We start from the raw sequence: 26,917 nt of genomic DNA on the forward strand, positions 1-26,917 counted from the left end.
ATGCGAGGGGAGTTCCCGTGGGACACGTAACGTCGGCCGACGGCACCGTCATCGAGTTCGACAAGGTCGGCTCCGGGCCGCCGCTGGTGCTGGTCGGCGGCACGTTCCAGTACCGCGCGTTCGACCCGCGCACGCAGGAGCTCACCGACCTGCTCGGCCGCGACTTCACGGTGTACCACTACGACCGCCGCGGCCGCGGCGGCAGCACCGACACCCCGCCGTACGCGGTCGAGCGCGAGCTCGAGGACCTGGCCGCCCTGATCGCCGACGCCGGCGGTTCGGCCCACCTGTTCGGCATGTCCGCCGGCACGGTGCTCGCCCTCGACGCCGCCGTCCGCCCCGGCAGCGGCGTGACGAAGCTGGCGACGTACGAGCCGCCGTTCATCACCGACGACACCCGCCCCCGGCCCTCCCCGGCGTTCCTGCCGAAGCTGACGGCGCTGATCGAGGACGGCCGTCGCGACGACGCTGTCGAGCTGTACCTGGCGGAGTCCTTCGGCGCCCCGCCGGAGCGGATCGCCGAGATGAAGGCATCGCCGCTGTGGCCGGGGTTCCTGGGCGTCGCGCCGACGCTGGTCTACGACAGCATCCTCCTGGGCGACGGCTCCCTGCCCGAAGGACGCTGGGCCGGCCTGACCCAGCCGGTCCTGGTCCTCGACGGCGGCGCGAGCCCGGAGTCGTTCGGCAACGCCGCGCAGGCGCTGACCGACGCCCTGCCCCACGCGCGGCGCCGGACGCTGCCCGGCCAGGAGCACGCGGTCGCGCCGGACGTCCTCACCGCCGCGCTCCGGGAGTTCTACCTCGACTGACCGCCGGGGGTACTCACGCGGCGTCCGATGTGGAGGCCGGCCCGTCCGGGGTCGGCTCCGCTGCCGGTGCGCGGGCGGCGCGTTCGGCCAGGTACCGCAGCTTCGTCAGGTGCCGCCGGACGAGCCCCGCGCGCCGGGCCTCGTCGAGGGTGGTTCGGGCGACGCGGTTGGTGCGCCGCCTCCGATGTCGTCCTTCTTGGTGGTCCACGGTGTGGTGCGCCTCCTTCGTGAATTCGCTCGATCGGGTGATGTATCGGACGCACGGCGGGCGTCATCGCTGGGCGTGACCGAACGCGTGCGGAAAGCCTCAGGTAACAAGGTTGTCTCGGGATGGGCTCGGTCAGAACCGTTGGGCCACCTGGCCGCTCTCACGATGCGACTTCCGGAGTCCGCCTGCCCGGGATGACTGTCCAAAGTGGGGACAGGCCGATGGCGCGGGAGAAGGGCCCCGACGTGGGGCCGGTCACGATGGCCAGGGGGCGTCGTGCGCAGCCGCGCACGACGTCTTCCCTGGTGGCGCCCCCGGCAGGACTCGAACCTGCGACCTAGAGATTAGAAGGCTCTTGCTCTATCCAGCTGAGCTACGAGGGCCCGCGCCGACGGCTGCTGCCGGTAACCCGGCACTGGCAGCTTAGTCGTCGCCATCCTCTCGATCGTTCGACACCGGCGAATCGTTTCAGGTCTCGTTCGACGGAATTCGGAAGTTCGGTGGAAGGCTCGTCGAGAGCGTGGTGTAGACCTCCTTGAGTGTCGGGTGCGGTGCTGAGGGTGACCGGACGGGCTTCCGGACGAGCCCCGAACCTGTAATCTGGCGATCAGAAGGCTCTTGCTGTGTCCAGCCCGACCACGCTCGCCCGCACGTCCCTGCGGCCGGGCAGGCAGCGCCGCGAGCGTCCGCACGCCGCTGCTTACCCGCCGCGGCGGGCGGCGCGGTGGTCTCCTCACCTGCAGGAATGTGGTTCGAGGCAGCTTTGGGTCATGGCCGCCGGGACTGGTGGGGCCGGCGACCCGGTGGACTCCTCCGAGACGGTTGTGGGTGGGTTGCGCCTTGCCGGAGTGCGCGGTTCGGCCGGGCCGCCGAGTTGCTGGCGCGCTTCGGTGAGGCGAGTGCCGCCGGCGGCTTGTGGTCGGTGGTGACGGTTGGTCTGACCGCTGTCGTGGGTGGTGGGCTGGTCGGGAAGCCGGTTGCGGGTGACCCGGGCCGCGGTGCGGTGAGGTTGCGCCCCGGCAGAACTCGAACCCGCGACCTAGATTAGAAGGCTCTTGCTGCGGTTGGGCGAGGCTCCTGGCCTGCGCCGCACGCGGGCGGAGAACGCAGTGGTTGGTCAGGGGCCCTCTGTGGGCTTTCCTGGCGCGGTCGCCGGGCCTGACGGCTGGAAGGACCGAGGACCTGGCCGGCTGCCCTCAGGACCGCGCTGGACCCGACCACGGCCGGAAGCCGCCCGGGTGGGTGTAACGCGGCGGTGATCGCTCTGGGAAGCCCGTGGGCGCGCCCCGCCGCTGGGGCGCGCCCACGGGGTGGGGCCGCTTCGGGGGAGCGGCCCCGGTCGGGTCCGGCCGCCGCCGCGAGCCGGCTCCCCCCTTGGAGCGGACGGCGGTGCGGGCCCGGGTCGGGGTGGGCGTCACTCCCAGAGCTGGATCCCGCGGACCAGGAACGGCGCGTCCGGCACGAACGTGCCGCCGCCCGGGTAGGTGACGAAGTCTCCCTCCGTCGAGCACTCCTCGCTCTGGTACACCGTGACGTCCCGCGTCAGCAGATTCGCGAACGACGATCCCGCGAATCCCTCGGGTAGCGGAATGCATTCCCCGGGATTCGTCGTGCGCAAATCGAATCGCGAGATCTCGCCGCCGTAGTCGTTCGCCGACCACAGGCAGAATTCGCCCTTCTGGCACCCGGGACCGGGCGCGGCCTGAGCGGTTCCGACGCTGGTCAGGAGACCCAACGCGGCCAGGATCAGCAGGTGCGGCAACCGGGCGCGGAAACGGCGTGCGGACATCGTGGATTTCCCCTCTGGATTCGCGGCTTCGGGGCCGCGGTGAACTGGTGATTCCAGATTGGCGGGTGGCGGGAGATTTGTCAGCCCGCGATTTCGGATCTGTGGACAACCGGGCCCCGCCCGGCGACCTGTCCACAGATCCGCGAACGGTCTTGCGGGCGGACGAACGCGGTGCTACGCGGGGCCCGTGCTGCCCCGCACCACCAGCGAAATCGGCACCTCGGACGGCGCCGGCACCGAGCCGCCGGCCAGCAGCCGCAGCACCAGCTCCCCGGCGATCCGGCCCTTCGCCGCGAGGTCCTGCCGGACCGTCGTCAGCGGCGGGGACGACCACGACGCCGGCGGGCTGTCGTCGAACCCGACCACCGAAAGCTCCGCCGGCACGCGGATCCCCAGCTGCCCTGCCGCCGCGAGCACCGCCAGCGCGAGCTGGTCGGACATGCACAGCACCGCGGTCGGCCGCGGCGTCGCCCTCAGCAGCGCGAACGCCCCGGGCAACGCACTCTCCACGCTCAGCCCGGCCGCCTCGCGAACGACGACCGAGGCCGAGCCCAGTTCGCCCAAGTAGCCGGCCAGCCGCTCGCGCGTGTCGCGGAACGAAGCAGCAGCCGCGGCCTCGAGCGACAGACCGCCGCCACCAGGCGTGACCCGGCTGCAAGCCGCGAAGATCCCGAACCGCCGATGGCCCAGCGAGACGAGGTGCCGTGCCGCCAGCGCCGCCCCCGCCCGGTCCTCGCAGCCGATCCGCGCCGCGCCGGGCAGCAGCGGCTGGTCGATCACCACCAGCGGCAACCCCCGCGCGCGCACCGAATCCAGCGCCGGAGCGCCGTCGGCCAGCGAATACGCCACCGCGATGTCGGCCTGCGCGGTCAGCACCTGCGAAGCCGGCGGCCCGCCGGAAGCACCGCCCGGCAGGAGCAGTAAGGCGTGCGGGTCGACCACCCGGGCCAGCGCGTCCAGCGTCAGGGACAGCGCCGGGTCGGAGAACGCCGCCGACAGCGACGTGTCCAGCAGCACCGCGACCGCCCCGGTCCGGCTGGTCGCGAGGCTGCGCGCGGTCGGGTCCGGGCCGGCATAACCCAGTGAAGCGGCCGCCCGCAGAACCTGCTCACGCAGCTGGGAAGACAGCTGGTCAGGCCGGTTGTACGCGTTCGAAACGGTGGCCCGCGAAACACCCACGGCCGACGCGACATCGTCGAGCGTGGGACGGCGGCGCCGGGTCATCCGCGCAGTGTAGCCATGGACTTTCTGAAGCGCTTCAGTCACGCTGGGAGCCATGCGGGATCGGTTCGCGGTGTTCGTCGTCTTCGCGCTCAACGGCCTCGCGCTGGGGTCCTGGGCGTCCCGCACGCCCGCGCTCGCGGCCCAGGTGCACGCCTCGCCCGGCGTCTTCGGCCTGGCACTGCTCGGCGCCAGCGTCGGGATGCTCGCCGCCGCCTCGGTGTCCGGCCGGATCATCGAACGCGCCGGCGCGCGCGTGGTCGTCGCCGGCAGCACCGCGAGCGCGGCCGGCTCGATGGTGCTGGTCGGGTTCGCCCCCACCGTGCCGCTGCTGGCCGGCGCCCTGCTCCTGATCGGCGCGAGCGTCGGGATGCTCGACGTCGCGATGAACGTCGCCGCGGTCGCCGTCGAACGCCGGATCCGCCGCGCGATCATGCCCGAGTTCCACGCGGGGTTCAGCTTCGGCGCCCTCGCCGGTTCCCTGGCCGCGGGCCTCGCCGCCGGCCACGGCTGGTCCCCGGCGCGTCACCTGACCGTGGCCGCCGTCGTCGCCGTCGCGGTGCTGCTGCCCATCCTCCGCGCGGTCCCGGGCAGCCGTCCCGAGCACCGCGAGCAGGTCACGCCGAGCCGGGCGCCGATCCGCCGCCCGGTGCTGTGGCTGCTCGCCGCGGTCGCGTTGTGCTCGGCGATCGCCGAAGGGGCGTCGTCGGACTGGTCCGCGCTGCTCATGACGGTCGAACGCGGTGTCGGCCAAGGCGCCGCGGCGCTCGCGTTCGCCGGCTTCCAGCTGGTCATGGCCCTGACCCGGCTCGCCGGAACGTATGCGCAACGCCGCTTCGGTCCCACCCGCTGCCTGGCCGCGGGTTCGGTCCTCGCCGCCGTCGGCCTGCTCGCAGCGGCCGCGATCCCGGTCGCCGCGGTCGGCTACGTCGGCTTCGCGCTCGCCGGCGCGGGCCTGGCCGCCTCGTTCCCGATGGCGCTGAGCCTGGCCGGCGACGCCGGGAAACAAGGCGGCGGCGAACGCGAGATCGGCTTCGTCACGGCCATCGCGTACACCGGGTTCCTCGCCGGGCCGCCGATCGTCGGCGGCATCGCGCAGGTGTCGGACTACGGCGTGGCGTTCGGGTTTGTCGCGCTGGTCGCCGCGCTGATCCTGCCCGCCGCCCTCGGTGCCCGGCGGGCGCGGAAGCGGGAGGAAGCCGCAGTGACCGTCGAATCGTGACGAAAAACCGGGAGCCGGGTGCGAAGGGCGTGCGTCTCTCCCGTACGGCCTCTACCGCCGTAGCCCCGTTGACAGTGCGGAACCAGGCGGGGCAAGCTGAGCGCGTCGTAAACTGAAATGAATGAGCCGACGTTACGAGTTCAGGTGGGCTGGTCAAGGTAGGGGCCTTGACCCGGGGAGGACGTCGTGAGGGTTGTGCTGCTCGGCGGCGCGGGGGCGCTCGCCGGTGGAGCCGGGCTCCCGCTCGTGCAGGGGGCGGTGCCGAGGCTCGTGCTCGTGCCGGTCGCGTTCCGGCTCGCGTTGTTCCTGCAAGCGATCTGGTCCGGCGGCCCGCTGGGCGCGCCGGTGCTCGGCCTGGCCATCGCGCTCTACCTCGTGCCGAACCTGGCGGAGGTGGCCTGGGTCTTCCACCGCAGCACGGGCATCCGGCCGGTGCTCGTCGCCGACACCGCGTACACGCTCGTCACGAGCTTCGCGGCGGCGCTGTTCGCTCCGGCTCTGCTTCCCTTGACCTGGCCCAACATCATGGGCACGGTCATGGTCTGGACGCTGCTGCGCGGCGCCCCCGCCGGGGCCGTCGCGATCACCGGCGCCGTGCTCCTGCGCTACGGCACGGCCGTGGTGTCCGGGACGTCGGCGCCCGCGACGTGGATCGTGCTCGCCCTGGTCGCGGCCGCCGCGACGGCGCTGGCGATCGTCATGCTGGTCGCCGGCTCGATGCGGTTCGCGCACCGGCTGGGGGAGCAGCGCGGCCGGGCCGCCGAACGCGAGCGGCACCGGCGCGACGTCCACGACACCGTCCTGCAGGTGATGGAGTCGCTCGCGCTGCCGGCGCCCCGCGACGCCCTCGACCCGGTCGGCAGCCTCGACCAGGTCCGCAGCATCGCCCGCGCGCACGCGCTGCGCCTGCGGCTGAGCCTCGACGGCGACGCACCCGCCGAGCCGGGCGGCCTCGAGCACCGCCTGGGCGCGCTCGCGGTCGAGATGACGGCGGAAGGCCTGCGCGTCGACCTCGTCCCGCTCGCGAAGCCGTCCGACGTCCCCGAGAGCGTCGTCAACTCCTTGCACGACGCCGCTCGCGAAGCGCTGCGAAACACGTTGAAGCACGCGAAAACGTCGAAAGCCGTCATGTGCCTCGAAGAGCACGACGGCGTCGTCACGGTCTCCGTGCGCGACCACGGAACGGGTTTCGACGTCGGCGCGCGCCGCGGCGGCTTCGGCATCGAGAACTCGATCCACGCCCGGATGGCCGAGATCGGCGGCACCGCGCGGATCGACTCGGCGCCTGGCCAGGGCACCCGCGTCGTGCTGACCGCGCCGCTAGAGCTGCGTTTCCCCGTCGGGTGAGTCGCGCCACTGCGCGAACGGGCGGTCGAGCGACCACTTGCCGTCGGACTCGGTAAGGACGCGGTATTCGCAGGTCCCCGGGTTGGACAGCGACTCGAACAGTTCGATGCTCCAGCCGAACAGCCGGCGGCACAGCAGCCGCAGCGTGAGCCCGTGCGACACGATCAGGACCGTCTCGGGGTGACTTTCGTCGCGCAGGCGCAGGTCCGAGAGGAACGCGGCGACGCGGTCGTCGACGTCCGCGCCCGACTCGCCGAACGGCAGCCGGTAGAAGAAGTGCCCGAACTCGTTGCGCCGCGCCTTCTGGATCTCCTGGTCGGCCGGGTCCTGCAGGTTGCCCCAGTCCTGTTCGCGCAGCCGCGGCTCCTGCAGCAGCCGCTCGCACGACGCCTCGATGTTCAGCAGCCGCAACGTCTCCCGCGTCCGCAGGTACGGGCTGACGTAGACGGCCGGCCGCTCGCCGTCGAGCAGCCGGGCGATCTCCGGACCCGCCGCAAGCGCTTCCCGTTCGCCCTTTTCCGTCAGCGGCAGGGCGTGGTCCGGGATCCGCGTGTAGGCGAGCTCGTCGACGTTGCCGAGCGACTCGGCGTGCCGCAGCAGGATCATCTTCACGCTCCCATCCTGCCCGTCACACGGGCCTGACCGGGGCTGGGCATACCCTCAGTGGCGTGTCCGCGACGAAATCCGACGTCCCCACCCAGCGCCGGGCCAGCGTGCTGCCCCTGCTCGCGGTCGGCGTGCTGCTGGCCGCCGTCGTCGCGATCGGGCTGATCGCGCTCACCGGCGGCGCCGGGTACGTCATCGCCGGCCTGCCGGATCCGGGGCTGGTCACCAAGTACGGCATCACGGTCATGCGCGTCCTCTCCGAGGCCGCGTCGGTGATCTGCGTCGGCTCGCTGCTGCTGGCCGCGTTCCTGGTGCCGCCGCAGAAGTCCGGCACGCTCGGCCCGGAGGGCTACGGCGCTCTGCGCGCGGCGGGGATCGCCGCCTGGGTGTGGTTCGGCGCGGCCCTGCTCTCGGTCGCGTTCACCGCCGCCGACACCGCCGGGAAGCCGTTCGGCGACGTCCTCGACCCGCAGACGCTGCTCGACCTCGTCGGCGCCATCGAACAGCCCAAGGCCTGGCTGTGGACGGCGCTGATCGCCGTCCTCGTCGCCCTCGGCTGCCGGCTCGCGCTGTCCTGGGGCTGGACGGCCGTGCTGTTCTTCCTGGCCGTGGGCGGGCTGGTCCCGGTCGCGGTCACCGGTCACTCGGCCAGCGGCGGCTCGCACGACGTCGCCACCAACAGCCTGCTGTTCCACCTCGTCGCCGCGTCCTTCTGGGTCGGCGGCCTGGTCGCCCTGCTGGCCCTCGGGTACCGGCGCGGCAACCACCTGAGCCTGGCCGCGCGGCGGTTCTCGCGGCTGGCGCTGGTGTGCTGGATCGTGATGGCGATCTCCGGCGTGATCAACGCGCTGGTCCGGATCGGCCTCAACGACCTCTTCACGACCGACTACGGCCTCCTGGTCGTCGCCAAGACGGTCGCGCTCCTGCTGCTCGGCGTCTTCGGCCACCAGCAGCGGCAGAAGGGCGTGGCGGACCTCGTCGACGGCAAGGGCGGCGCGCAGCTGCTGCGCCTGGCCGCGGTCGAGATCCTGATCATGTTCGTCACGATCGGGATCGCGTCCGGGCTGGCCCGGACGCCGCCACCGGCCGACGCGATCACCCAGCCGTCCACCACCGAGCTGCTGATCGGCTACAACCTCGACGGCCCGCCGACGGTCTGGCGCCTGCTCTTCGACACCCGATTCGACCTGGTCTACGGCACGCTCGCGCTCGTCCTCGGCGGCCTGTACCTGGCCGGCGTGCGCCGGCTGCTGCGCCGCGGCGACACCTGGCCGGTCGGCCGCACCGTCGCCTGGATCGTCGGCTGCGTCGTGTTGCTGATGGCGACGTCGTCGGGCATCGGCCGCTACGCGCCCGCGATGTTCAGCGTGCACATGGGCAACCACATGCTGCTCTCGATGGTGGCGCCGGTGCTGTTCGTGCTCGGCGGGCCGGTGACGCTCGCGCTGCGCGCCCTGCCCGCGGCCGGCAAGGACGCCCCGCCGGGACCGCGCGAGTGGATCGTCGCGGCGGTGCACTCGCCGGTGTCGCGGTTCCTCACCCACCCGGTCGTCGCGCTGCTGCTGTTCGTCGGCTCGTTCTACGCGCTGTACTTCTCCGGGCTGTTCGACACCGCGCTGAACTACCACTGGGCGCACCTGGCGATGAACGCGCACTTCCTGCTCGCCGGCTACGTCTTCTACTGGCCGGTGATCGGCGTCGACCCGGCGCCGCGGCGGATCCCGTACCTCGGCCGGCTCGGCATGATGTTCGCCGCGATGCCGTTCCACGCCTTCTTCGGCGTGATCCTGATGAGCAAGCAGACCGTCATCGGGCAGGCGTTCTACAGCCAGCTGCACCTGCCGTGGGTGACCGACCTGCTCGTCGACCAGCGGCTCGGCGGCGGCATCGCGTGGGCGTCCGGTGAGCTCCCGGTGCTGCTCGTGCTGATCGCGCTGCTGGTGCAGTGGTCGCGCCAGGACGAGCGCGAGGCGAAGCGGCGTGACCGGCGCGAAGCGGCGACCGGTGACGAGGAGCTGAACGCCTACAACGCGATGCTGAAGAACCTCGCGGAGGGGAAGCGACCCTCGGGCTCCAGTTGAGGTTGAGGGCGCGGAAAAACAGCGCTTCCGGTGATCCGGGACTGACTTTCGGTAGTCCGACGGTGACCGGCGTCGAGCCGCGATCAGGTGCGCTCTACGATCGTCGGTATGGCCGAGTTCATCTACACCATGAAGAAGGTGCGCAAGACCGTCGGGGACAAGGTCATCCTCGACGACGTCAGCACCGCGTTCTACCCCGGCGCCAAGATCGGCGTGGTCGGGCCGAACGGTGCCGGTAAGTCCACCGTTCTCAAGATCATGGCGGGGATCGAGCAGGCCAGCAACGGCGAGGCGTTCCTCCAGCCCGGTGCCAGCGTCGGCATCCTCATGCAGGAGCCGGAGCTCAACGAGGAGAAGACGGTCCGGCAGAACGTCGAGGAGGGGCTCGGCGAGATCAAGACCAAGCTCGACCGCTACAACGAGATCGCCGAGCTGATGGCGACCGACTACAGCGATGAGCTCATGGAGGAGATGGGCAAGCTCCAGGAGGACCTGGACCACGCCGACGCCTGGGAGCTCGACTCGACCGTCGAGCAGGCCATGGACGCGCTGCGCTGCCCGCCGGCCGACGAAGGCGTCTCGCACCTCTCCGGGGGCGAGCGCCGCCGCGTCGCGCTGTGCAAGCTGCTGCTGTCGGCGCCCGACCTGCTGCTGCTCGACGAGCCCACCAACCACCTGGACGCCGAGAGTGTCCTGTGGCTGGAGCAGTTCCTGGCCCGCTACGCCGGCGCTGTCCTCGCCGTCACCCACGACCGGTACTTCCTCGACAACGTGGCCCAGTGGATCATGGAGCTGGACCGCGGCCGCGTCGTCGGCTACGAGGGCAACTACTCGACGTACCTGGAGAAGAAGCGCGAGCGGCTCGAGGTCCAGGGCAAGAAGGACGCGAAGCTCGCGAAGCGCCTGAAGACCGAGCTCGAGTGGGTCCGGTCCAACGCCAAGGCGCGCCAGACGAAGTCCCGGTCGCGGCTCGACCGCTACGAGGAGATGGCGGCGGAGGCGGACAAGCACCGCAAGCTCGACTTCGAGGAGATCCAGATCCCGCCGGGCCCGCGGCTGGGCAACGTCGTGGTCGAGGTCGAGAAGCTGCAGAAGGGCTTCGACGACCGCGTGCTCATCGACGGGCTGTCGTTCAACCTCCCGCGCAACGGCATCGTCGGCGTGATCGGCCCGAACGGCGTCGGCAAGACGACGCTGTTCAAGACCATCGTCGGGCTCGAGGAGCCGGACGACGGCGTGGTCAAGATCGGCGAGACGGTCAAGCTGTCCTATGTGGACCAGAACCGCGGCGGGATCGACCCGAAGAAGACCGTCTGGCAGGTCGTCTCCGACGAGCTGGACTACATCCACGTCGGCCAGACCGAAATGCCGTCGCGGGCGTACGTCAGCGCGTTCGGCTTCAAGGGCCCGGACCAGCAGAAGCCGGCGGGCGTGCTCTCCGGTGGTGAGCGCAACCGGCTCAACCTGGCGCTGACGCTCAAGCAGGGCGGGAACCTGATCCTGCTCGACGAGCCGACGAACGACCTGGACGTCGAGACGCTGGGCTCGCTGGAGAACGCGCTGGAGCAGTTCCCCGGCTGCGCCGTGGTGATTTCGCACGACCGGTGGTTCCTCGACCGGGTCGCGACGCACATCCTCGCCTGGGAAGGCACGGACGAAGACCCGGCCAAGTGGTTCTGGTTCGAGGGCAACTTCGAAGGGTACGAGAAGAACAAGGTGGAGCGGATGGGCGCCGAGGCTGCCCGCCCGCACCGTGTCACCCACCGCAAGCTGACCCGCGACTGAGGGGGCGGGTTTCCCCGTGGAAGCCAGCGAACAGCACCGGACGGGCCCGCTCTCCCCGGGGAGCGGGCGTCCCGTCCATGCCGGGGAAACCCTCTCCGCAGTCGGCCGGCTGATCGAACGCGCGGACGCGCTGCACCTGCGCGCGCCCGAACTCGCGCTGGTCCTCGGCGAGCGCGCGGCCGCGCTCTCGGAAGCCGCCGGCGCCGACGAGCAGTGGATCCGGGCCGAGAGCCTGGTCGTCTCCGCGCGCGTCCGGCTCGGGATGCGCCCGGGCACGGTCGGGCGCGCGGTCGCGGCCCTGCGCGCGGCCGAGCACGCCGGCTACGGCGACATCGCCGCCCGGCTGCGCATCGACCTCGCCGTGTGCGCCCGCAGCCTGGGCGTGCCGCTGACGGGCCTCGCCGCGCTGCGGCCGGTGCTCACCGACCCGGTCGTCTCGCCGGTGCACCGCGCCGCCGCGCTGACGCACTTGGTCGGCTGCCTCGGGTTGCTGGGGCGGAAGGCGGAGCTGGACCGGGTGCTCGTCGAGGCGGACAAGCTCGTCCTCGGCGACGAGTCCCTGAGCGCCGACACCCAGTTGCTGGTGCGGGCGCTGCTGCGCGTCGGTACGGCGTCGCACCGGCGCCGGCACGGGGATCTGACGGCCGCGGCCGACGCCGCCCGGACGGGTTTGGGCTTTCTGGAGAAGCTGGACAACCCGGCCGACGACGGCGGTCTCGTCCGGATCCGGCTGGTGCTGCTGCTGGTCAGCACGCTGCTCGACCGCGGCGACACGGAAATGGCGTACGAGATCGCCGAGCCGGTGCTGGCCGAGCCGGTGCGCGCGGCGGGCGTCGCGCCGATGGGCTGGCTGCGGCTGGCCGTCGCGACGCGCATCCACCTGCCCGCGGGCTCCGGGGAGGCGGCCACCGAGCTGGTCCGCGAAGCCGTGGCGAGCACCGACCGGCACGGGCTGTCCGCGGTGACCGCGCGGTTGTGGCTGGAGCTGGCGCAGCTGGAGGAGCGGTTCGGGCAGGCCGAGGAAGCCATCGCGTGCCTGTACCGCTCGCGGGCGGCCGAGCAGCTGCACGCGCGGTCCCGGCGGCAGGCGTGCAGCGTGCTGGCCGGTGAGTTCGGCACGGGCGAGCCGGCGTCGATCGACCTCGACGAGGTGCTGAAGGCGGTGCCGTCCGGGGCTTCGCCCCGAGCCGGGGGCGCTGCCACCCGGACCCCCGAAAGCAGCGTGCCGTCGCGGCCGGTTCCGGTCGTGGCGGCCGAACCAGCCGCACCGGTCGCGCCCGCGCCGAAGACGCCGGCTTGGTCCTTCGGCCGCGAGGAGACGCCGGAGCCGCAGCCGGCGCCCGCGTGGTCGTTCGAGCGGCCGCGGGTGACCGCCGACGCCGCCGAGACGTCGGTGATGCCGGCGGTGCGGGACGAGCCCGCCGAGCCGCGCGTGCGCCCGGAGCCGGTGGTCGTGGAACGGCGGCGGCCCGAGCCAACCGAGGTGCAGCCGACGGGACGCCGGCGGGCGCCCGAGATCCGGTCGGAGCCCATCGAGGTGAAGCCGGCTCCGGTCGAGCCGGAACACCGGCGTGAGCCGGTCGAGGTGCGGTCGGCCGAGTTCGAGCCGGCACGGCGGAAGGCCGAGCCCATCGAGGTGCGGTCGGCCGAGCCGGAGCCCGTCGAGCCCGCGCGCCGGCGCGCGCCGGAGCCGGTCGAGGTGCGGTCGGCTTCCGTCGACCCGCCGTGGCGGCGTGAGTCGCCCGGTCAGGCGCGGCCGCTTCCGCCGGACCCCGCCGAAGCGCCGTCGTCCGGACGCCGGCGCGCGCCGGAGGTCCCCGCCGAGCCGATCGAGGTCCGCGCCACGGCCCGAACCAACGGCGAACCGGTCGAGCCGCCGGCGCCGCAGGAAAGCGAGAAACCCAAGTTCTCCTGGGCGGCCCTCGCCGAAGCACGGCTGCGGGAGACCGCCGCCGACCGCGATTCGGCGCCCACGCGCGTCACGCCGGCGTTGCCGCTCGCGCCCGAACCCGCCGCCGAGCGGGAGCCGTGGGACGAGCGGCGCGAACCGCAGCCGTCGACGCGGCACGACGCCGAGCACGGTTCCGAGGCCGCCCGGTCGGTGCTGGACCGGCTGGGAATCTCGTCGTCGGGCGGAGCGAGCGGTGGGCGTCGCCGCGCGGAGGACGCCGAGACCCGCGCGGAGGAGCCGCCACCGCGGCCCGAGCCGGAGCTGGCCCCGCCGCCGCGGCCGGAGGACGAGCCGCCGTCGGTGCCGGACTATCGCGACGAAGCCGAGCCCTGGCTGCCGCGGCTGCGGATGCCGCCGTCGCTGGAGCCGATGGAGGACTTCGGCCACTGGACCCCGGCGACGGCACCGTTCCCGGAGAGCTACGCGCGCGCGATCGCGGAGGACGAGCCCCCGCCGGACGCGGGTCTCGCCGACCTCCTCGCCCGCGCGCTGGCGGAGCACCAGGCGGGCACCGCGAGCGCCGCGGCGCTCGTCAAGCAGCTGGGTTCGCAGGACACGGGCCGCCGCAACGGGCACGGGCGCAACGGCCACGGAGCCGAGGTCTCGGACTCCCGCCGCCACGGCTCGGGCGACTGACCCCGAGCCCGCACCGCCGCCGAAGGCCGGTCCGATCGGCCTCCGGTCGCCGAGACACCCCTATTCGTCGCCGACTCGCCACCGGTCCGGGCGAGTGGTCTCCGTCGCACCCCGAAGGTCGCCGACCGGCCGACAGCCTTCGCCGAGCGGCACCCGCCCGGCTCGACTGAACCGATCACGTTGGCTCCGCAGCAGGTAACGCCCGGCGAGCCCGGCTGGTCAGCGCCGCGGACCCCGCCGGAAGGCAACCCGTCAGTAGCTTGACCGATCACGCGAATCCGCTGGCCGGGAAGGGTTTTCTCAACCTAGGGAACCCCCGGGTCTTCATGCGTTCCCCGATCGCGGCGCATTAGTGTGGGGTGGTCCGGTTCACCGCCGAACCGGGCCGGTACCACCCACGCACACTGGAGAGTTGCCTCGAATGAGCTCGACCGGAGTCTCGTCCCCACCCGGAACCGGAGCCGACACCGAACCGGAGTTCGGCCGGCGTTCCCCGGCCAGCCCGGAGCAGATCAGGGACGACCTGATCGACGCCGCCGCCGGGCTCGCGCCGGAGATCGGGGAGCTGATCCGGCTCTACTACCGGCACATCCCGGCCGAGGAGATCGTCGGCGACGAGCCCGTCAACCTCGTCGGCGCGGTGCGCTCGCACCTGCAGCTCGCGAAGTCCCGGATGCCCGGCCGCCCGGCCGTGCGGCTGCTCAACCCGACCGTCGCCGAGGACGGGTGGGCGCGCGAAGCCACCGTCGTGCAGGTCGTCACCGACGACATGCCCTACCTGGTCGACTCGATCGCCGCGGAGTTCGCCCGTGACGGCGTGCAGGTGCAGCGGATCGTCCACCCGATCGTCGTCGTCAGCCGCGACCTGACCGGCGAGCTGCAGGAAGTCCACCCCGAGGCCGACCCGGCCGAGCCGCCCGCGAACTCGGCCGCCGAGTCGTGGATGTACATCGAGATCGACTTCGTCACCGACCCGAACCGGGCCCGCGAACTCGACAACCGCCTCTCCAGCGTCCTCGGGGACGTCCGCGAGGTCGTCGAGGACGCCGAAAAGATGGCCCAGACGGCCTGCCAGCTGGCGAGCGAACTCGAAACCGATCCGCCACACCTGCCGCAGGCCGAGGTCGCCGAAGGCGCCCGCCTCCTGCGGTGGCTGGCCGACGGGCACTTCACCTTCCTCGGTTACCGCCGCTACGAGCTGGTCGAGAACCCGCACGCGGAGTCCGGCGACCCCGCCCTGCGCGCGGTCCTGGCCTCCGGGCTCGGCGTGCTGCGCCAGGACAGCCTCGCCGCCCGCGGGCTCACCGCGGGGCCGGACACCGCCGCGTCCGCGCTGGCGCCGTCGCTGCTGGTGCTGACCCAGGCGAGCGCGCCCTCGACCGTGCACCGGCCGGTCTACCCGTACTACGTCGGCGTGAAGACCTTCGACGCCGAAGGCAAGGTCACCGGCGAACACCGCTTCCTCGGCATGTTCACCACCACGGCGCTGCACGAGAACGTCCTCGACATCCCGGTGGTCTGCAACCGCGTCCGCGAGGTGATCCACCGCGCCGGGTTCCCGATGGAGTCCTTCTCCGGCCAGCGGATGCTCGAGGTGCTGCAGAACTGGCCGCGCGCCGACCTGTTCTCCGCCGACACCGACTCGCTGTACTCGACGACGACCGGCGCGATCACGCTCTCGGACCGCCGCCGGCTGCGGCTGTTCCTGCGCCGCGACCCGTACGGCCGCTTCTACTCCTGCCTCGTCTACCTCCCGCAGGACCGCTACACGACGCGGTCGCGGCTGGCGATGCAGGAAGTCCTGCTCGAGGAGCTCGAAGGCACCCAGCTCGAGTACAGCGCGCGGATCGGCGAGACCGTCCTCGCGCAGGTGCACTTCATGGTCCACACCGATCCCGCGCGCCGGCTGGAGCCGGACACGCAGCGGATCCAGGAGCGGCTGAACGACGCCGTCCGCAGCTGGGACGACCGGATGATCGAGGCGGTCCTCGACGAGCGCCGCGAGCAGTCGGACGGCGGCGTGGCCGTCGGCGTCCTCGGCGAGGAGTCGGCGACCGAGCAGGGCCAGCGCTTCGCGAGCGTCTTCCCGGAGGGCTACAAGGAGGACTTCTCGGCCCGGGAGGCGCTGGCCGACCTGCGTTCGCTCGACTCGCTGACCGACGAGGGCGATCTCGCGCTGTCGTTCTACCGGCCGGCCGACGCCGAACCGGGCGAACGGCGCTTCAAGCTGTACCTGCGCGGCGAGGGCGTCACCCTGTCGAAGGTGCTGCCGGTGCTGCAGGCCATGGGCGTCGAGGTGGTCGACGAACGGCCGTACGAGCTGCACCGCGAAGACGGCGGCGCCTGCTGGATCTACGACTTCGGCCTGCGCGTCGCCCAGAAGATGCTCGACGAGACCGACGACCACGCGGTCGACCAGCTGCGCGGCCGGTTCCAGGACGCCTTCGAGGCCGCCTGGCGCGGGGACGCCGAGGTGGACGGGCTCAACGGCCTGGTCCTGCGCGCCGGGCTCACCTGGCGGCAGGTGGCCGTGCTTCGCGCGTACTCGCGGTACCTGCGCCAGGCCGGCAGCGCGTTCTCCCAGGACTACATCCAGAACACGCTGGTGAACCACACCCAGGTCGCCACGAAGCTGCTGCGGCTGTTCGAGGCGCGCTTCGACCCGAAGCTGGGCGACGCCGACCGCGAGTCGGCCACCGAAGCGCTCGCCGGTGAGCTGAGCGCGATGATCGACGAGGTCACCAGCCTCGACGAGGACCGCATCCTGCGCCGGCTGATGGCCGTCATCCGCGCCACGCTGCGGACGAACTACCACGTCCGCGACCACGACGGAAATCCCCGCCAGTACCTGGCGATCAAGCTCGACCCGGCCGGCGTGCCGGACCTGCCGGAGCCACGGCCGCGGTTCGAGATCTTCGTGTACTCGCCGCGCGTCGAAGGCGTGCATCTGCGCTTCGGCGAGGTCGCGCGCGGTGGCCTGCGCTGGTCGGACCGGCGCGAGGACTTCCGCACCGAGATCCTCGGCCTGGTCAAGGCGCAGGCGGTGAAGAACGCGGTGATCGTGCCGGTCGGCGCGAAGGGCGGCTTCGTCGTGAAGAGCCCGCCCGCCCCGACCGGCGACGCGAGCATCGACCGCGACGCCCAGCTCACCGAGGGCATCGCCTGCTACCGCATGTTCATCTCCGGCCTGCTCGACCTGACCGACAACCGGATCGAGGGCAAGACCGTGCCCGCGCCGGGCGTCGTCCGGCACGACGCCGACGACTCGTACCTGGTCGTCGCGGCCGACAAGGGCACCGCGAAGTTCTCCGACATCGCGAACGAGGTCTCGGCGCAGTACGGCTTCTGGCTCGGCGACGCGTTCGCCTCCGGCGGCTCGGTCGGCTACGACCACAAGGCCATGGGCATCACGGCGAAGGGTGCCTGGGAGAGCGTCAAGCGGCACTTCCGCGAGCTGGGCAAGGACACCCAGACCGAGGACTTCACCGTCGTCGGCATCGGCGACATGATGGGCGACGTCTTCGGCAACGGCATGCTGCTGTCGGAGCACATCCGGCTCGTCGCGGCGTTCAACCACATGCACGTGTTCCTCGACCCGCACCCGGACGCGGCGGCGTCGTACGCCGAACGTCGCCGCCTGTTCGACCTGCCACGCAGCTCCTGGGACGACTACGACCGCTCGCTGATCAGCGAAGGCGGCGGGATCTACCCGCGCACGGCGAAGTCGATCCCGATCAGCCCGCAGGTCCGCGCGTCCCTCGGGCTCGAAGAGGGCGTCACCGCGCTGGCGCCGATGGACCTCATCCAGGCCATCCTGCTGGCCCCGGTCGAGCTGCTGTGGAACGGCGGCATCGGCACCTACGTCAAGGCGGAGACCGAATCCCACGCCGCGGCCGGCGACAAGGCCAACGACGCCATCCGCGTCGACGGCAAGCAGCTGCGCGTCAAGGTCTTCGGCGAGGGCGGCAACCTCGGCCTCACGCAGCTGGGCCGGATCGAGTTCGCCCGCAACGGCGGCAAGATCAACACCGACGCGCTCGACAACTCGGCCGGCGTCGACTGCTCCGACCACGAGGTCAACATCAAGATCCTGCTCGACCACCTCGTGCAGACCGGCAAGCTGGAGCGCGAACAGCGCAACGAGCTGCTGGAGGAGATGACCGACGAGGTCGGCGCGCTGGTGCTCAAGGACAACTACCGGCAGAACGCCGTCCTCGGCGTCAGCCGGGCGCACGCCGCGCCGATGCTCTCGGTGCACGCGCGCCAGGTGCAGGCGCTGGTGTCCGCGGGCGCGTTCGACCGCAAGCTCGAAGCGCTGCCGAGCAACTCGGAGTTCCGCGAGCTGGAGAAGGCGGGGAAGGGCCTCACCTCGCCGGAGCTGGCGACGCTGCTCGCGCACGTCAAGCTGGAGCTGAAGGACGAGCTGCTGGCCAGCGACCTGCCCGACTCGAAGGTGTTCGCGGCCCGGCTGCCCGAGTACTTCCCGAAGCCGTTGCGCGAGCGGTTCGGCTCCGCGATCGGCGAACACCCGCTGCGCCGCCAGATCATCACCACGCTGATCGCCAACGAGGTGGTCGACGGCGGCGGCATCTCCTTCGTCTACCGGCTGATGGAGGAGATGAACGCGACCGCGACCGACGCGGTGCGCGCGTACGCCGTGGTCACGCGCGTGTTCGACCTGCCCGCCCTGTGGCAGGAGATCGACGCGCTCGACAACGTCGTGCACACCGACGTCGCCGACGCGATGGTGCTGGAGACGCGGCGGCTGCTCGACCGCGCCGCGCGCTGGTTCCTCACCAACCGGCCGCAGCCGCTGGCGCCGCTGTCGGAGATCAAGCGCTTCGGCCGCGTGCTGGGTGAACTGGTGCCGAAGATCGGCGACCTGCTGCGCGGCCGCGAGGCCGAGTCGGTGGAGAAGCACGTGCACGAGCTGATGGCCGCGAACGTGCCGGAGGGGCTGGCCCGCCGCGTCTCGCTGCTGCTGCACACCTTCGGCCTGCTCGACGTCACCGAGGTGGCGGAGCTCGCCGAGCAGCAGGTCGGCGTGGACGCACCGCACAGCCCGGCGGAGACGGCGGAGCTGTACTACGCGCTCTCCGACCACCTGGACGTCGACAAGATGCTGACCGAGATCAGCGCGCTCGAACGCGGCAACCGCTGGCACGCGCTCGCCCGGCTTTCGCTGCGCGACGACGTCTACGGCTCGCTGCGGGCAATCACGCTGGACGCGTTGCGGCACAGCGATCCCGGCTCGTCCGGGGACGCGAAGATCGCGCAGTGGGAGAAGACGAACTCCTCGCGGCTGCAGCGGGCGCGCGTCGCGCTGGACGAGATCCACAAGTCCGGCCGGCTCGACCTGGCGACGCTTTCGGTGGCCGCGCGGCAGATCCGGAGCACGGTGCGGTGACCTACGTTTCGCACGTCCGCCCGCGCTGGACGGACATGGACGTCTACGGCCACATCAACCACGCGAAGATGGTGACGCTGCTCGAAGAGGCGCGGATCCCGCTGCTGTTCAAGGGCGCCGTCGAGGCCGGGCTGGACCAGCTGCCGAAGGGCATTGTCGTCGTCAAGCTGGAGGTGGCCTACAAGGCGCCGATCGTGGTGTCCGGGCAGCAGCTGCGCGTGGACATCGACCTGACGGAGCTGCGGGCGGCCAGCTTCACGCTGGCCTACCGGGTCCACACCGGGCCGGCCGAATCCGATCCGGTGGCGGTGACGGCCGAGACGGTGCTGGCGCCGTACGACACGGTCGCGTTGCGGCCGCGTAGGCTCAGCCCGCCCGAGTCGGAGTTTCTGAAGCAGGGGTTCGCGGATGCCTGAGTTGTTCGTGCCGGACGCGGCCGACCGGGAGACCCTCGGTGCGTTCGTCGCCCGCGCGGTCCGGCTGGACGGCCAGACGGCCGTCCGGCTGCGGCAGCGGGGCGACGGCGTGGTCGAGGCCTGGACGGCGACGCCGTTCGAGTGCTACGCGACGCGCGCGGTGGCCGGTGACGTCACCCCCGGCGACGTCACGGTGTCCGGCAACGAGCTGCTGGCGGCGCTGACCGTGGCGGGTGGTCCCCGGATGGACCCCGGCCCGGCCCGCGACCTGCTGTGGCACGGCGAACTGCCCCCGTCCGGCCGCTGGCCGCTGGTCGACGAGCTGCCGGCGCGGGTCGTCGCCGAACTGGCCGACCGGGGCGTGACCCTGGCCAGGGACAACGCCGGTCCGCACGGCAACCCGCCGGCGTCGCTGATGGACCAGGCGGTGCTGACCGTGTCCGGCGACGCGGTCGAGGTGAAGGTCCAGATGCGCTGCCTGTTCGCGATGTCCGGGATGGGTTTCGTGGATTCGGACCTGGCCGAGGACGTCGTCCGCGTGTCGGCGACGGACTCGTGGCTGCGGCTGGACGCGCGGTACGGCGCGATCGTCCGGCGGCGGCACGCGTTGTTGCCGTTGCTGTTCTGACGGTTTGCTTACGGCCGCCACCGTTCCCGCCGAACGGTGGCACGCTGGAGGCATGGCTGAAACAGCCGGGGCTTCGCCCCGGGCCGGGGGCTCCGCCACCCGGACCCCCGAAGCCGTGGAGGACGACGATCCGACCGCGGAGTTCCTGGACGGTGTCCGCGCCGAGGAAACGCCGTGGCGGCGCGACCGTCCGCCGGGGGAGCAGGCGCCGGAGCGCGCCGAGCGTCCTGAGAGGTGGGGCCGCGCGCGAGCGGCGGGCCGGGCGGCCGCCCAAGCCGCGCCCTACCTCCAGGCCGCGGCGCTCGTTGCGTGGCTGGCCAGCGGGGCCTTCGACGACGGTTCGGGCGATCAGAGCGGCTGACGTGTTACAGTCCGCGCCTTCCCGTGGGAGGGACGGCGAGAGGCGAGCGATGAGGTTTCCGGCGTTCACCGTGACCGTGACCCGCGAGGCCGGCCAGTGGATCGCGAAGGTTACTGACGGCGTCGACGCCGCGGGCGAGTTCAAGCGGTTCCCCGACGTCGATCCGGGCATGCGCAAGGTCATCGCGAACCTGACCGGCCTCCCGCCCGAGCGGTTCTTCCTCCGCTGGCGCTACGAGTTCGAGGACCAGGACGCCACCGACCTCGTCCTGCAGTACCGGGAGGCGCACCGGATCGCCGAGGACGTCGCCGAGTGGCGGGAAGGCGTCCGCGCCCGCCTGGTCTCCACGCTGAACGGCCGGCTCTCGCAACGCGCGATCGCCGATCTGCTCGGCCTGTCCCACCAGCGCGTCAACCAGCTCGCGCGCGGCCCCGCACCCGAGGCGGCCGACGTCGTCAAGCCCGGCCGGTGGGTGCCGCTCTAAACCAGCCAGGCGGCCGAGTCCGCGGGCAGCTTGCCGTCCACCAGCGGGCTGCTCGACAGCAGCACCTCGCCCGGCGGCAGCGCGATCGGCGACGCCGACGTGTTCAACGCGCACACCAGCCCGCCGCCCTTGCGCCGGAACGCGAAGCAGCCCGCCGGCGCGCCGTACCACTCCAGCTCCTCGCCGCCGAACGCCGGATGCGTCTTGCGCAGCTCGATCGCCTGCCGGTACAGGGAAAGCGTCGAATCCGCGTCCTCGATCTGCTTCTCCACCGTCAGCCCGGCCCACGCCGGCGGCATCGGCAGCCACGTCCGCGGGTTGCGCGAGAACCCGAACGGCGGCAGGTCGCCTTCCCAGGGCAGCGGCACGCGGGAGACGTCGCGGCCGAACTCCGCGCCACTCGTCTTCGCACGCGGGTCGGCCATGTCGGCCGGCGCCAGGTCGACGTTCGCCAGCCCCAGCTCTTCGCCGTTGTACAGGTACACCGCGCCGGGCAGGGCCAGCTCCACGAGCGCCATCGCCCGCGCGCGCCGGACGCCCGTGTCGCCGCCGCCGTAGCGGCTGACCTGCCGCCAGACGTCGTGGTTGCCGAGCGTCCACGTCGCCGGGGCGCCCGTGCGGGCCGGGACCGTCAGGGAGCGCTCGATGGCCGTGCGCATCGCGTCCGCGTCGAAGTGCGTCAGCACCAGGCGGAAGTTGAACGCCAGGTGTAGCTCGTCGGGCCGCAGGTAGCGGGACAGGCGCTCCTCGTCGGTCACCCAGATCTCGCCGACCGCCATCGCGTCCGGGAACTCGTCGAGGACCTTGCGGATCATCTGGTGGATCTCGTGGACGCCGTCGTGGTCCCAGCGCGGGTCGTAGTAGTGGCTCGGCCCGAGCGCGTCCGCCCGCGGGTCCATGTCCGGCAGGCCGGGCGGCTTGGCCATGCCGTGCGCGACGTCGATGCGGAAGCCGTCGACCCCGCGTTCGAGCCAGAACCGCAGCGTCCGCTCCAGGTCGGCGGCGACCTCGGGGTTGGTCCAGTTCAGGTCCGGCTGCTGCGGCGCGAACAGGTGCAGGTACCACTGGCCGTCGGGCACCCGCGTCCACGCCGGGCCGCCGAACGCGCTGACCCAGTTGTTGGGCGGGTCCTCGCCCTTCGGCCCGACGCCGTCGCGGAAGATGTAGCGGTCGCGCTCCGGGCTGCCGGGCTTGGCCGCCATCGCGGACTTGAACCAGGCGTGCTGGTTGCTGGTGTGGTTCGGCACGACGTCGACGGTGACCTTGATGTCGCGCTTGTGCGCCTCGGTCAGCAGCACGTCGAAGTCGCCCAGGGTGCCGAACATCGGGTCGACGTCACGCGGGTCGGCGATGTCGTAGCCGTGGTCGGCCATCGGGGAGCGGTAGAACGGGGTCAGCCACAGCGCGTCCACGCCCAGCAGCTCAAGGTAACCGAGCCTGGAGTGGATGCCTTCCAGGTCTCCGACGCCGTCACCGTCCGAATCGGCGAACGAGCGCACGTAGACCTGGTAGAAGACGGCATCTCGCCACCAGGCTCCCTGTCTCATACGAAGCTGTTCATCATGCTGTGCGCCGCCATCTCCAGGTAGGCCCAGAGCTGACCGCGGTACGGCTCTTCCAGGTTCTCCTCGTCGACGGCGATCCGGATGCAGCGCAGCCAGGCGTCCCGCTCGATCGGCCCGATCTTGAACGGCGCGTGCCGCATCCGCAGCCGCGGGTGCCCGCGCTGGTCCGAGTAGGTGTGCGGGCCGCCCCAGTACTGCATGAGGAACAGCCGGAAGCGCTCCTCGGCCGGGCCGAGGTCCTCCTCGGGGTAGAGCGGGCGCAGGACCTCGTCACGCGCGACTTCCTCGTAGAACCGCGCGACGATCCGGCGGAACGTGGGTTCGCCGCCCACCGCTTCGTAGAGGTTCGCCGGTTCGCTCACTGCAGACACGCCTTCCATTTTGCCCTTCGGTTCCGCGTTCCCGACGCCCGGTCCGCCCGTGCCCGGAAGGTCGTGAACCCGCTTCCCAGCGTAACGACGGAGCCCGAGTCGTGAGACAGCTCACGGCCCGGGCCCGACCCGCTACTTCTCGATGGCCGGGGCCGCACTGGGGAACAGCCGGCCGAGCGGGGGCTCGAAACCCGCCTCTTCCAGGGCCGCGAGCAACTGGGCGCGCAGCGCCCGCTGGACCGCCCACTGCTTGCCCGGCCGCACCTTGACGGTCAGGCGCAGCTGGATGCCCTCCGGTGTGACGCTTTCCACGCCCAGCATCTCCGGCGGCTCCAGGACGTTGTCCTTGAGCAGGTCGCTTTCCGCGGCCGCCGCGGCCGTCTCGCCGAGCACCGTGGTCGCGCGCTCGACGTCGGCGGTGTAGCCGAGGGGGACGTCGACGACCGCGACCGCGAAGCCCTGGCTCGAGTTGCCCACGCGCAGCACCTCGCCGTTGCGGACGTACCAGACCGTGCCCTTGAGGTCGCGCAGCGTGGTGATCCGCAGGCCGACCGCCTCGACGGTGCCGGTCGCCTCGCCGATGTCCACGACGTCGCCGACGCCGTACTGGTCCTCGACCATCATGAAGATGCCGGACAGGAAGTCCTTGACGAGGTTCTGCGCGCCGAACCCGATCGCGACGCCGATGATGCCGGCCGACGCGATGATCGGGCCGAGGTTCAGGCCCAGCTCGCCCAGCACGAGGATGAACGCGAGGCCGTAGACCAGGAACGTCGACATCGACTTGAGCACCGAGCCGATGGTCTGGGCGCGCTGGCGGCGGCGTTCGATCACCGCGGAGCCGAGCACCTCGGGGGCGCGCTCGCGCAGGGGGCGCAGCAGGGCGGGGAGCTTCCCGCTGCCGCGCGGCAGGGTGGTGACCCGGTTGATCAGCCGTCTGATCAGCAACCGCACCACGAACGCGATCACGATGATCATCAGGATCTTGAGCGGCTTGGTCAGCAGCCAGTTCGTCGAGCCGGCGAGCCACTCGTTGCCGGTGGCCTTGTACACCTGGAAGCACAAGGTGGACGCGTCGGTGATGCACGGCGTCTGGCCGGCGGCGGTGAGCAAGGGGGACACGGGAGTTCGATCATCCTTCCGATCAGGTCGGGGAGCCCAACTGTAAGTGGATGTTGGGTCGCGCGGATGTGACACGTCTTGTAACACACGTGCGCTGGGGGCCTGTTCTGTGGTCGACTATGCCTACGCCCCTGGAGGTGGTCGAGTGCCAGACCGACAACCCAGCCCCCGCGGCGCCTCCGGCCAAGCCATGGCCGACGAGACGCCAGAGGTGGTCCTGCGCGCCTATCCGGGGGGTTCCGCATCCGGCGGAGCCGTCCCGGCCGGGACGGGGAACCGCCCAGGGGGAGTTACCCGCCCGCCCGGACAGCGTAGTAGAGGGCGGGATCCGGCAGCCCCGGCCTGGGGCCGGCGCCGGGTGCTCCTGCTCAACGCCACTTTCGAGCCGCTGACCGCGCTACCGCTGCGGCGGGCCGTGGTGCTGGTGATGTGCGGCAAGGCCGAAGTGGTGCACGGCGATCCGGGCGGCATCGAGCTGCATTCGGCCAAGGTGTCGCTGCCGGTGCCCTCGGTGATCCGGCTCAGCACGTACGTGCGCGTGCCCTACCGGGCGCAGGTGCCGCTCACCCGCGCCGGGCTGATGCACCGCGACCGGTACCGCTGCGCCTACTGCGGAGGGCGGGCCGAGACGATCGACCACGTCATCCCGCGCAGCCGTGGCGGACCCCACGCCTGGACGAACTGCGTCGCCTGCTGCGCCAAGTGCAACCACCGCAAGGCGGACCGGCTGCTCTCGGAGATCGGCTGGCGGCTGCGGGTCGTCCCGCGGGCGCCCCACGGCCCGCACTGGCGGCTGCTCGCGCACTCCAAGGAGGCCGATCCGCTTTGGCGTCCGTATCTGGGCTCCGCGGCTTGACTCCGGTTTCGGGGGTTCCGGGTGGCGGAGCCCCCGGCCCGGGGCGCAGCCCCGGATGAGCACAGCCGGCGGAGCCCACGCATAACGGCGCCCCGGCTGCCTTGCGGCGGCCGGGGCGAGCCGGGTGCTTGCGCGTGTTCAGGTAGTGCGTGCGGCCCTGGAGTACGGGTTCAGGCAGCGAGCGCGTAGTCGCTCTGGCGGGTGACGCGGGTCCCCATGGTGACGCGCGTGCCGCGGGTCACACGGGTGCCTCGCGTGACACGAGTGCCGCAGGTGACGCGCGTGCCCGCCGTGACCCGGGTGCCCATCGTGACCCGGGTGCCCCTGGTGACCCGCGTACCGCGGGTGACGCGGGTGCCGGCCGTCACCCGGGTGCCCGCCGTGACGCGCGTTCCGGCCGTCACACGTGTACCGCGAGTGACGCGTGTACCCCGGGTAACCCTTGTGCCCGCCGTCACACGGGTGCCGGGCACGAATTCGGTGTCGCTCGGTGACGAGAAGGTCTCGGTGATCGCCTGTGCGGGGGTGTGGGCGCTGTTCATGGCAAGGCCTCCTGGGACCGGTGCGTTACCTGCTGGGGCTGGGGAGCGGGGCGCAAGGCCCGTACAGGTGAAAAAGCTACGAGGATTTCAAGGCTGCGACAAGACGACAGCGGCGGGTGCGGCCGCCTGTACGTTGAGTTGCAACCTTTCGGCCCGACGGTCTTCGCCCCAACGTTCCAGTGGCCGCGAGCCAAGCGGCGGACGGCATCCGGCTTACGACGAACGGTCGAGTGCGCCGCGCGCGGTGGCCGTGGAGGTCATCCGATACGCTCAGCGCCGTGAACGTTGTCGAGACGATCGTGGTCTTCGCCGTGATCCCGCTGGCCATCTACGGTCTCGCCGGGCTGCTGACGCTCCGGCGCAGGTCCGGTGGGGCTCCGCGGTACCGGTCCGGCCAGGCTTGGGAGTACCCGGCCATGTGGTGGAGCGCCAACCCCGAAGGGGTCGGTGCCGGGCACCGGCACGCCGGCGCCGAGAACAGCGCGCCCGAGGGCGCCCCGACCGCGGCGGGAGGCGCTCGTGGCAACTGGTGAGCTGACGAAGCGCGTCGACGAGTCCGAACTGGGCTACGGCGAGGCTTTGACGTCGAGCGGTCGCGTGTCGGCCGCGAAGATGTACGAGCCCGAGGCGCCGACGAGCCCGTTCAACACCCGCCAGCTGAGCCGCCTGGACGAGGCGCTGACGTTCGCGAGCCGCGAGACCGGCCTCGACTTCAGCCTGTACCTCGGCGAGCTGGGGGCGGACAGCCGCGCGGCGGCGGAGAAGCTCCACGCGACGACGTCGAACCCGGCGAACTCGGTCCTGATCGCGGTCTCGCCGGGCGAGAAGCTGATCGAGATCGTGACGGGCAAGACGGCGTACGTCCGGCTGCCCGACCGCGGCTGCAAGCTGGCGGTGGCGAGCATGGTGGCGTCCTTCAAGGAGGGCGACCTGGTGCGCGGGCTGGTGAACGGCCTGGTGAACGCGCTGCGCATGCTGTCCGACCAGGCGGGCCCCGCGCCCCGCTGAGGTGTCTTGACGAAGAGCCCCGCACCTCACCGAGGTACGGGGCTCTTTTCGTCCGGTCAGGTTGTGCACAGCGTGGCTGTGATGTGGACAACCGGGCGGCCGATCGCGCTCGCCGAAGCATTTCGACGGCCACCGCCGATACGCTGGAAGCGGGGGCAGCCCCCAGGGAGGGCGGGCCGTGCCGGAGCACGACCCGCCGCCTCGAAGTCAGGCCTGCGCGCCGAAGTCCCGCGCCGCCAAGACCCGCACGGTCATCGGCGGCGCCCCGGCACTCCGCCGGCGCAAGCCGGAGCATGGGACCAACCGGCATGGCGCGGTGAACGACTCGTTCACCGCGCCGGAAGTCAGGGTCCCGGCAAAGTCAGGTCAGCGCGGCCGATCCGGTCGCCCGCATGTCATGAACGGGTCGTTCACCTCGTCAGACGACATGAACGACCCTTTCATGTCGTCCGGCCGGCCTCGAGAGACCGAGAAGCGCCGCTGACGTAGGCACGAAAAGGGC

At 71.9% G+C, this 26,917-nt stretch carries 23 protein-coding genes and 1 tRNA gene; 15 read left to right on the top strand and 9 right to left on the bottom strand.

What is annotated here, in order from left to right; translation table 11 throughout:
• Positions 1-17 precede the first annotated feature (17 nt).
• Positions 18-809, top strand: a complete 792-nt coding sequence (locus ABFJ78_RS15130; RefSeq protein ID WP_436386901.1) for an alpha/beta fold hydrolase — start codon at positions 18-20, stop codon at positions 807-809.
• A gap of 13 nt (positions 810-822) precedes the next feature.
• Here the strand turns inward: ABFJ78_RS15130 and ABFJ78_RS15135 are convergent, their stop codons facing one another.
• From ABFJ78_RS15135 to ABFJ78_RS15150, 4 genes are all read right to left on the bottom strand, one after another.
• Positions 823-1,017 (bottom strand): hypothetical protein, encoded by a 195-nt coding sequence (locus tag ABFJ78_RS15135; protein ID WP_436386902.1) that lies wholly within the window; start codon positions 1,015-1,017, stop codon positions 823-825.
• 306 nt (positions 1,018-1,323) lie between these two features.
• Positions 1,324-1,400: transfer RNA gene (locus ABFJ78_RS15140), tRNA-Arg, on the bottom strand.
• Positions 1,401-2,431: 1,031 nt separating this feature from the next.
• Entirely contained in the window at positions 2,432-2,806 is a 375-nt protein-coding gene (locus ABFJ78_RS15145) for a peptidase inhibitor family I36 protein (protein WP_436386903.1), read from the bottom strand.
• 174 nt (positions 2,807-2,980) lie between these two features.
• Positions 2,981-4,030, bottom strand: coding sequence for a LacI family DNA-binding transcriptional regulator (locus tag ABFJ78_RS15150; protein ID WP_436386905.1), 1,050 nt, complete (start codon positions 4,028-4,030; stop codon positions 2,981-2,983).
• A gap of 52 nt (positions 4,031-4,082) precedes the next feature.
• Here ABFJ78_RS15150 and ABFJ78_RS15155 point away from each other — a divergent pair, with 52 nt between their 5' ends.
• Positions 4,083-5,249 carry an MFS transporter gene (locus ABFJ78_RS15155; RefSeq protein ID WP_436386907.1) on the top strand — a complete coding sequence of 389 codons (1,167 nt, stop codon included), beginning with the start codon at positions 4,083-4,085 and terminating at the stop codon, positions 5,247-5,249.
• A gap of 195 nt (positions 5,250-5,444) precedes the next feature.
• Positions 5,445-6,596, top strand: a complete 1,152-nt coding sequence (locus ABFJ78_RS15160; RefSeq protein ID WP_436387778.1) for a sensor histidine kinase — start codon at positions 5,445-5,447, stop codon at positions 6,594-6,596.
• On the opposite strand, the gene ABFJ78_RS15165 is transcribed toward ABFJ78_RS15160, so the two are convergent.
• Positions 6,570-7,208, bottom strand: coding sequence for a phosphoglycerate mutase family protein (locus ABFJ78_RS15165; RefSeq protein ID WP_436386908.1), 639 nt, complete (start codon positions 7,206-7,208; stop codon positions 6,570-6,572). The two genes, ABFJ78_RS15160 and ABFJ78_RS15165, sit on opposite strands and share 27 nt — an antisense overlap.
• A 56-nt stretch (positions 7,209-7,264) precedes the next feature.
• Here ABFJ78_RS15165 and ABFJ78_RS15170 point away from each other — a divergent pair, with 56 nt between their 5' ends.
• The 8 genes from ABFJ78_RS15170 (at position 7,265) to ABFJ78_RS15205 (ending at position 20,951) form a co-directional block, all read left to right on the top strand.
• The gene (locus tag ABFJ78_RS15170; RefSeq protein WP_436386910.1) at positions 7,265-9,283 is read left to right on the top strand and encodes a cytochrome c oxidase assembly protein; all 2,019 of its coding nucleotides are present in this window, start codon (positions 7,265-7,267) and stop codon (positions 9,281-9,283) included.
• Between the two features lie 108 nt (positions 9,284-9,391).
• Positions 9,392-11,068, top strand: coding sequence for an energy-dependent translational throttle protein EttA (gene ettA / locus ABFJ78_RS15175; RefSeq protein WP_436386912.1), 1,677 nt, complete (start codon positions 9,392-9,394; stop codon positions 11,066-11,068).
• Between the two features lie 16 nt (positions 11,069-11,084).
• A complete protein-coding gene (locus ABFJ78_RS15180; RefSeq protein WP_436386914.1) occupies positions 11,085-13,655 on the top strand; it encodes a hypothetical protein in 2,571 nt (856 codons plus the stop codon).
• A 421-nt stretch (positions 13,656-14,076) separates the two neighbouring features.
• Positions 14,077-19,062 carry an NAD-glutamate dehydrogenase gene (locus tag ABFJ78_RS15185; protein WP_436386915.1) on the top strand — a complete coding sequence of 1,662 codons (4,986 nt, stop codon included), beginning with the start codon at positions 14,077-14,079 and terminating at the stop codon, positions 19,060-19,062.
• The gene (locus ABFJ78_RS15190) at positions 19,059-19,478 is read left to right on the top strand and encodes an acyl-CoA thioesterase (RefSeq protein WP_436386916.1); all 420 of its coding nucleotides are present in this window, start codon (positions 19,059-19,061) and stop codon (positions 19,476-19,478) included. The genes ABFJ78_RS15185 and ABFJ78_RS15190 overlap by 4 nt, the downstream gene beginning before the upstream one ends.
• Complete coding sequence (locus ABFJ78_RS15195; protein WP_436386917.1) at positions 19,471-20,106, top strand: hypothetical protein; 636 nt, start codon at positions 19,471-19,473, stop codon at positions 20,104-20,106. The genes ABFJ78_RS15190 and ABFJ78_RS15195 overlap by 8 nt, the downstream gene beginning before the upstream one ends.
• A gap of 115 nt (positions 20,107-20,221) precedes the next feature.
• Positions 20,222-20,467, top strand: coding sequence for a hypothetical protein (locus tag ABFJ78_RS15200; protein WP_436387779.1), 246 nt, complete (start codon positions 20,222-20,224; stop codon positions 20,465-20,467).
• A gap of 70 nt (positions 20,468-20,537) precedes the next feature.
• Positions 20,538-20,951, top strand: coding sequence for a hypothetical protein (locus ABFJ78_RS15205; RefSeq protein WP_436386919.1), 414 nt, complete (start codon positions 20,538-20,540; stop codon positions 20,949-20,951).
• On the opposite strand, the gene ABFJ78_RS15210 is transcribed toward ABFJ78_RS15205, so the two are convergent.
• From ABFJ78_RS15210 to ABFJ78_RS15220, 3 genes are all read right to left on the bottom strand, one after another.
• Positions 20,948-22,498, bottom strand: a complete 1,551-nt coding sequence (locus ABFJ78_RS15210; RefSeq protein ID WP_436386920.1) for a glycoside hydrolase family 13 protein — start codon at positions 22,496-22,498, stop codon at positions 20,948-20,950. The genes ABFJ78_RS15205 and ABFJ78_RS15210 overlap by 4 nt on opposite strands.
• Complete coding sequence (locus ABFJ78_RS15215) at positions 22,495-22,878, bottom strand: globin (protein WP_436387780.1); 384 nt, start codon at positions 22,876-22,878, stop codon at positions 22,495-22,497. The genes ABFJ78_RS15210 and ABFJ78_RS15215 overlap by 4 nt, the downstream gene beginning before the upstream one ends.
• 141 nt (positions 22,879-23,019) lie before the next feature.
• Entirely contained in the window at positions 23,020-24,009 is a 990-nt protein-coding gene (locus ABFJ78_RS15220; RefSeq protein ID WP_436386921.1) for a mechanosensitive ion channel family protein, read from the bottom strand.
• Positions 24,010-24,367: 358 nt separating this feature from the next.
• Here ABFJ78_RS15220 and ABFJ78_RS15225 point away from each other — a divergent pair, with 358 nt between their 5' ends.
• On the top strand, positions 24,368-24,865 hold the full coding sequence (locus ABFJ78_RS15225; RefSeq protein WP_329044121.1) for an HNH endonuclease: 498 nt from the start codon (positions 24,368-24,370) through the stop codon (positions 24,863-24,865).
• Positions 24,866-25,035: 170 nt separating this feature from the next.
• Here ABFJ78_RS15225 and ABFJ78_RS15230 read toward each other — a convergent pair whose 3' ends face one another.
• Positions 25,036-25,407 (bottom strand): hypothetical protein, encoded by a 372-nt coding sequence (locus ABFJ78_RS15230; RefSeq protein ID WP_436386922.1) that lies wholly within the window; start codon positions 25,405-25,407, stop codon positions 25,036-25,038.
• A gap of 278 nt (positions 25,408-25,685) precedes the next feature.
• Here ABFJ78_RS15230 and ctaJ point away from each other — a divergent pair, with 278 nt between their 5' ends.
• The 3 genes from ctaJ (at position 25,686) to ABFJ78_RS15245 (ending at position 26,899) form a co-directional block, all read left to right on the top strand.
• Positions 25,686-25,940, top strand: a complete 255-nt coding sequence (gene ctaJ / locus ABFJ78_RS15235; protein ID WP_372666532.1) for an aa3-type cytochrome oxidase subunit CtaJ — start codon at positions 25,686-25,688, stop codon at positions 25,938-25,940.
• The gene (locus ABFJ78_RS15240) at positions 25,927-26,415 is read left to right on the top strand and encodes a DUF5130 family protein (RefSeq protein ID WP_436386924.1); all 489 of its coding nucleotides are present in this window, start codon (positions 25,927-25,929) and stop codon (positions 26,413-26,415) included. Before ctaJ ends, ABFJ78_RS15240 begins: the two co-directional genes overlap by 14 nt.
• 178 nt (positions 26,416-26,593) lie before the next feature.
• Positions 26,594-26,899, top strand: a complete 306-nt coding sequence (locus ABFJ78_RS15245) for a hypothetical protein (protein ID WP_436386926.1) — start codon at positions 26,594-26,596, stop codon at positions 26,897-26,899.
• Positions 26,900-26,917 lie beyond the last annotated feature (18 nt).

Origin of the sequence: Amycolatopsis sp. MEPSY49 (assembly GCF_051337345.1) — a bacterium.
Classification (GTDB): Bacteria; Actinomycetota; Actinomycetes; order Mycobacteriales; family Pseudonocardiaceae; genus Amycolatopsis.

Coding starts and splice junctions, on each gene's coding strand:
- ABFJ78_RS15145 (WP_436386903.1), bottom strand. CDS start 2,806: ATGTCCGCACGCCGTTTCCGCGCCCGGTTGCCGCACCTGCTGATCCTG.
- ABFJ78_RS15150 (WP_436386905.1), bottom strand. CDS start 4,030: ATGACCCGGCGCCGCCGTCCCACGCTCGACGATGTCGCGTCGGCCGTG.
- ABFJ78_RS15155 (WP_436386907.1), top strand. CDS start 4,083: ATGCGGGATCGGTTCGCGGTGTTCGTCGTCTTCGCGCTCAACGGCCTC.
- ettA (WP_436386912.1), top strand. CDS start 9,392: ATGGCCGAGTTCATCTACACCATGAAGAAGGTGCGCAAGACCGTCGGG.
- ABFJ78_RS15185 (WP_436386915.1), top strand. CDS start 14,077: ATGAGCTCGACCGGAGTCTCGTCCCCACCCGGAACCGGAGCCGACACC.
- ABFJ78_RS15195 (WP_436386917.1), top strand. CDS start 19,471: ATGCCTGAGTTGTTCGTGCCGGACGCGGCCGACCGGGAGACCCTCGGT.
- ABFJ78_RS15210 (WP_436386920.1), bottom strand. CDS start 22,498: ATGAGACAGGGAGCCTGGTGGCGAGATGCCGTCTTCTACCAGGTCTAC.
- ABFJ78_RS15230 (WP_436386922.1), bottom strand. CDS start 25,407: ATGAACAGCGCCCACACCCCCGCACAGGCGATCACCGAGACCTTCTCG.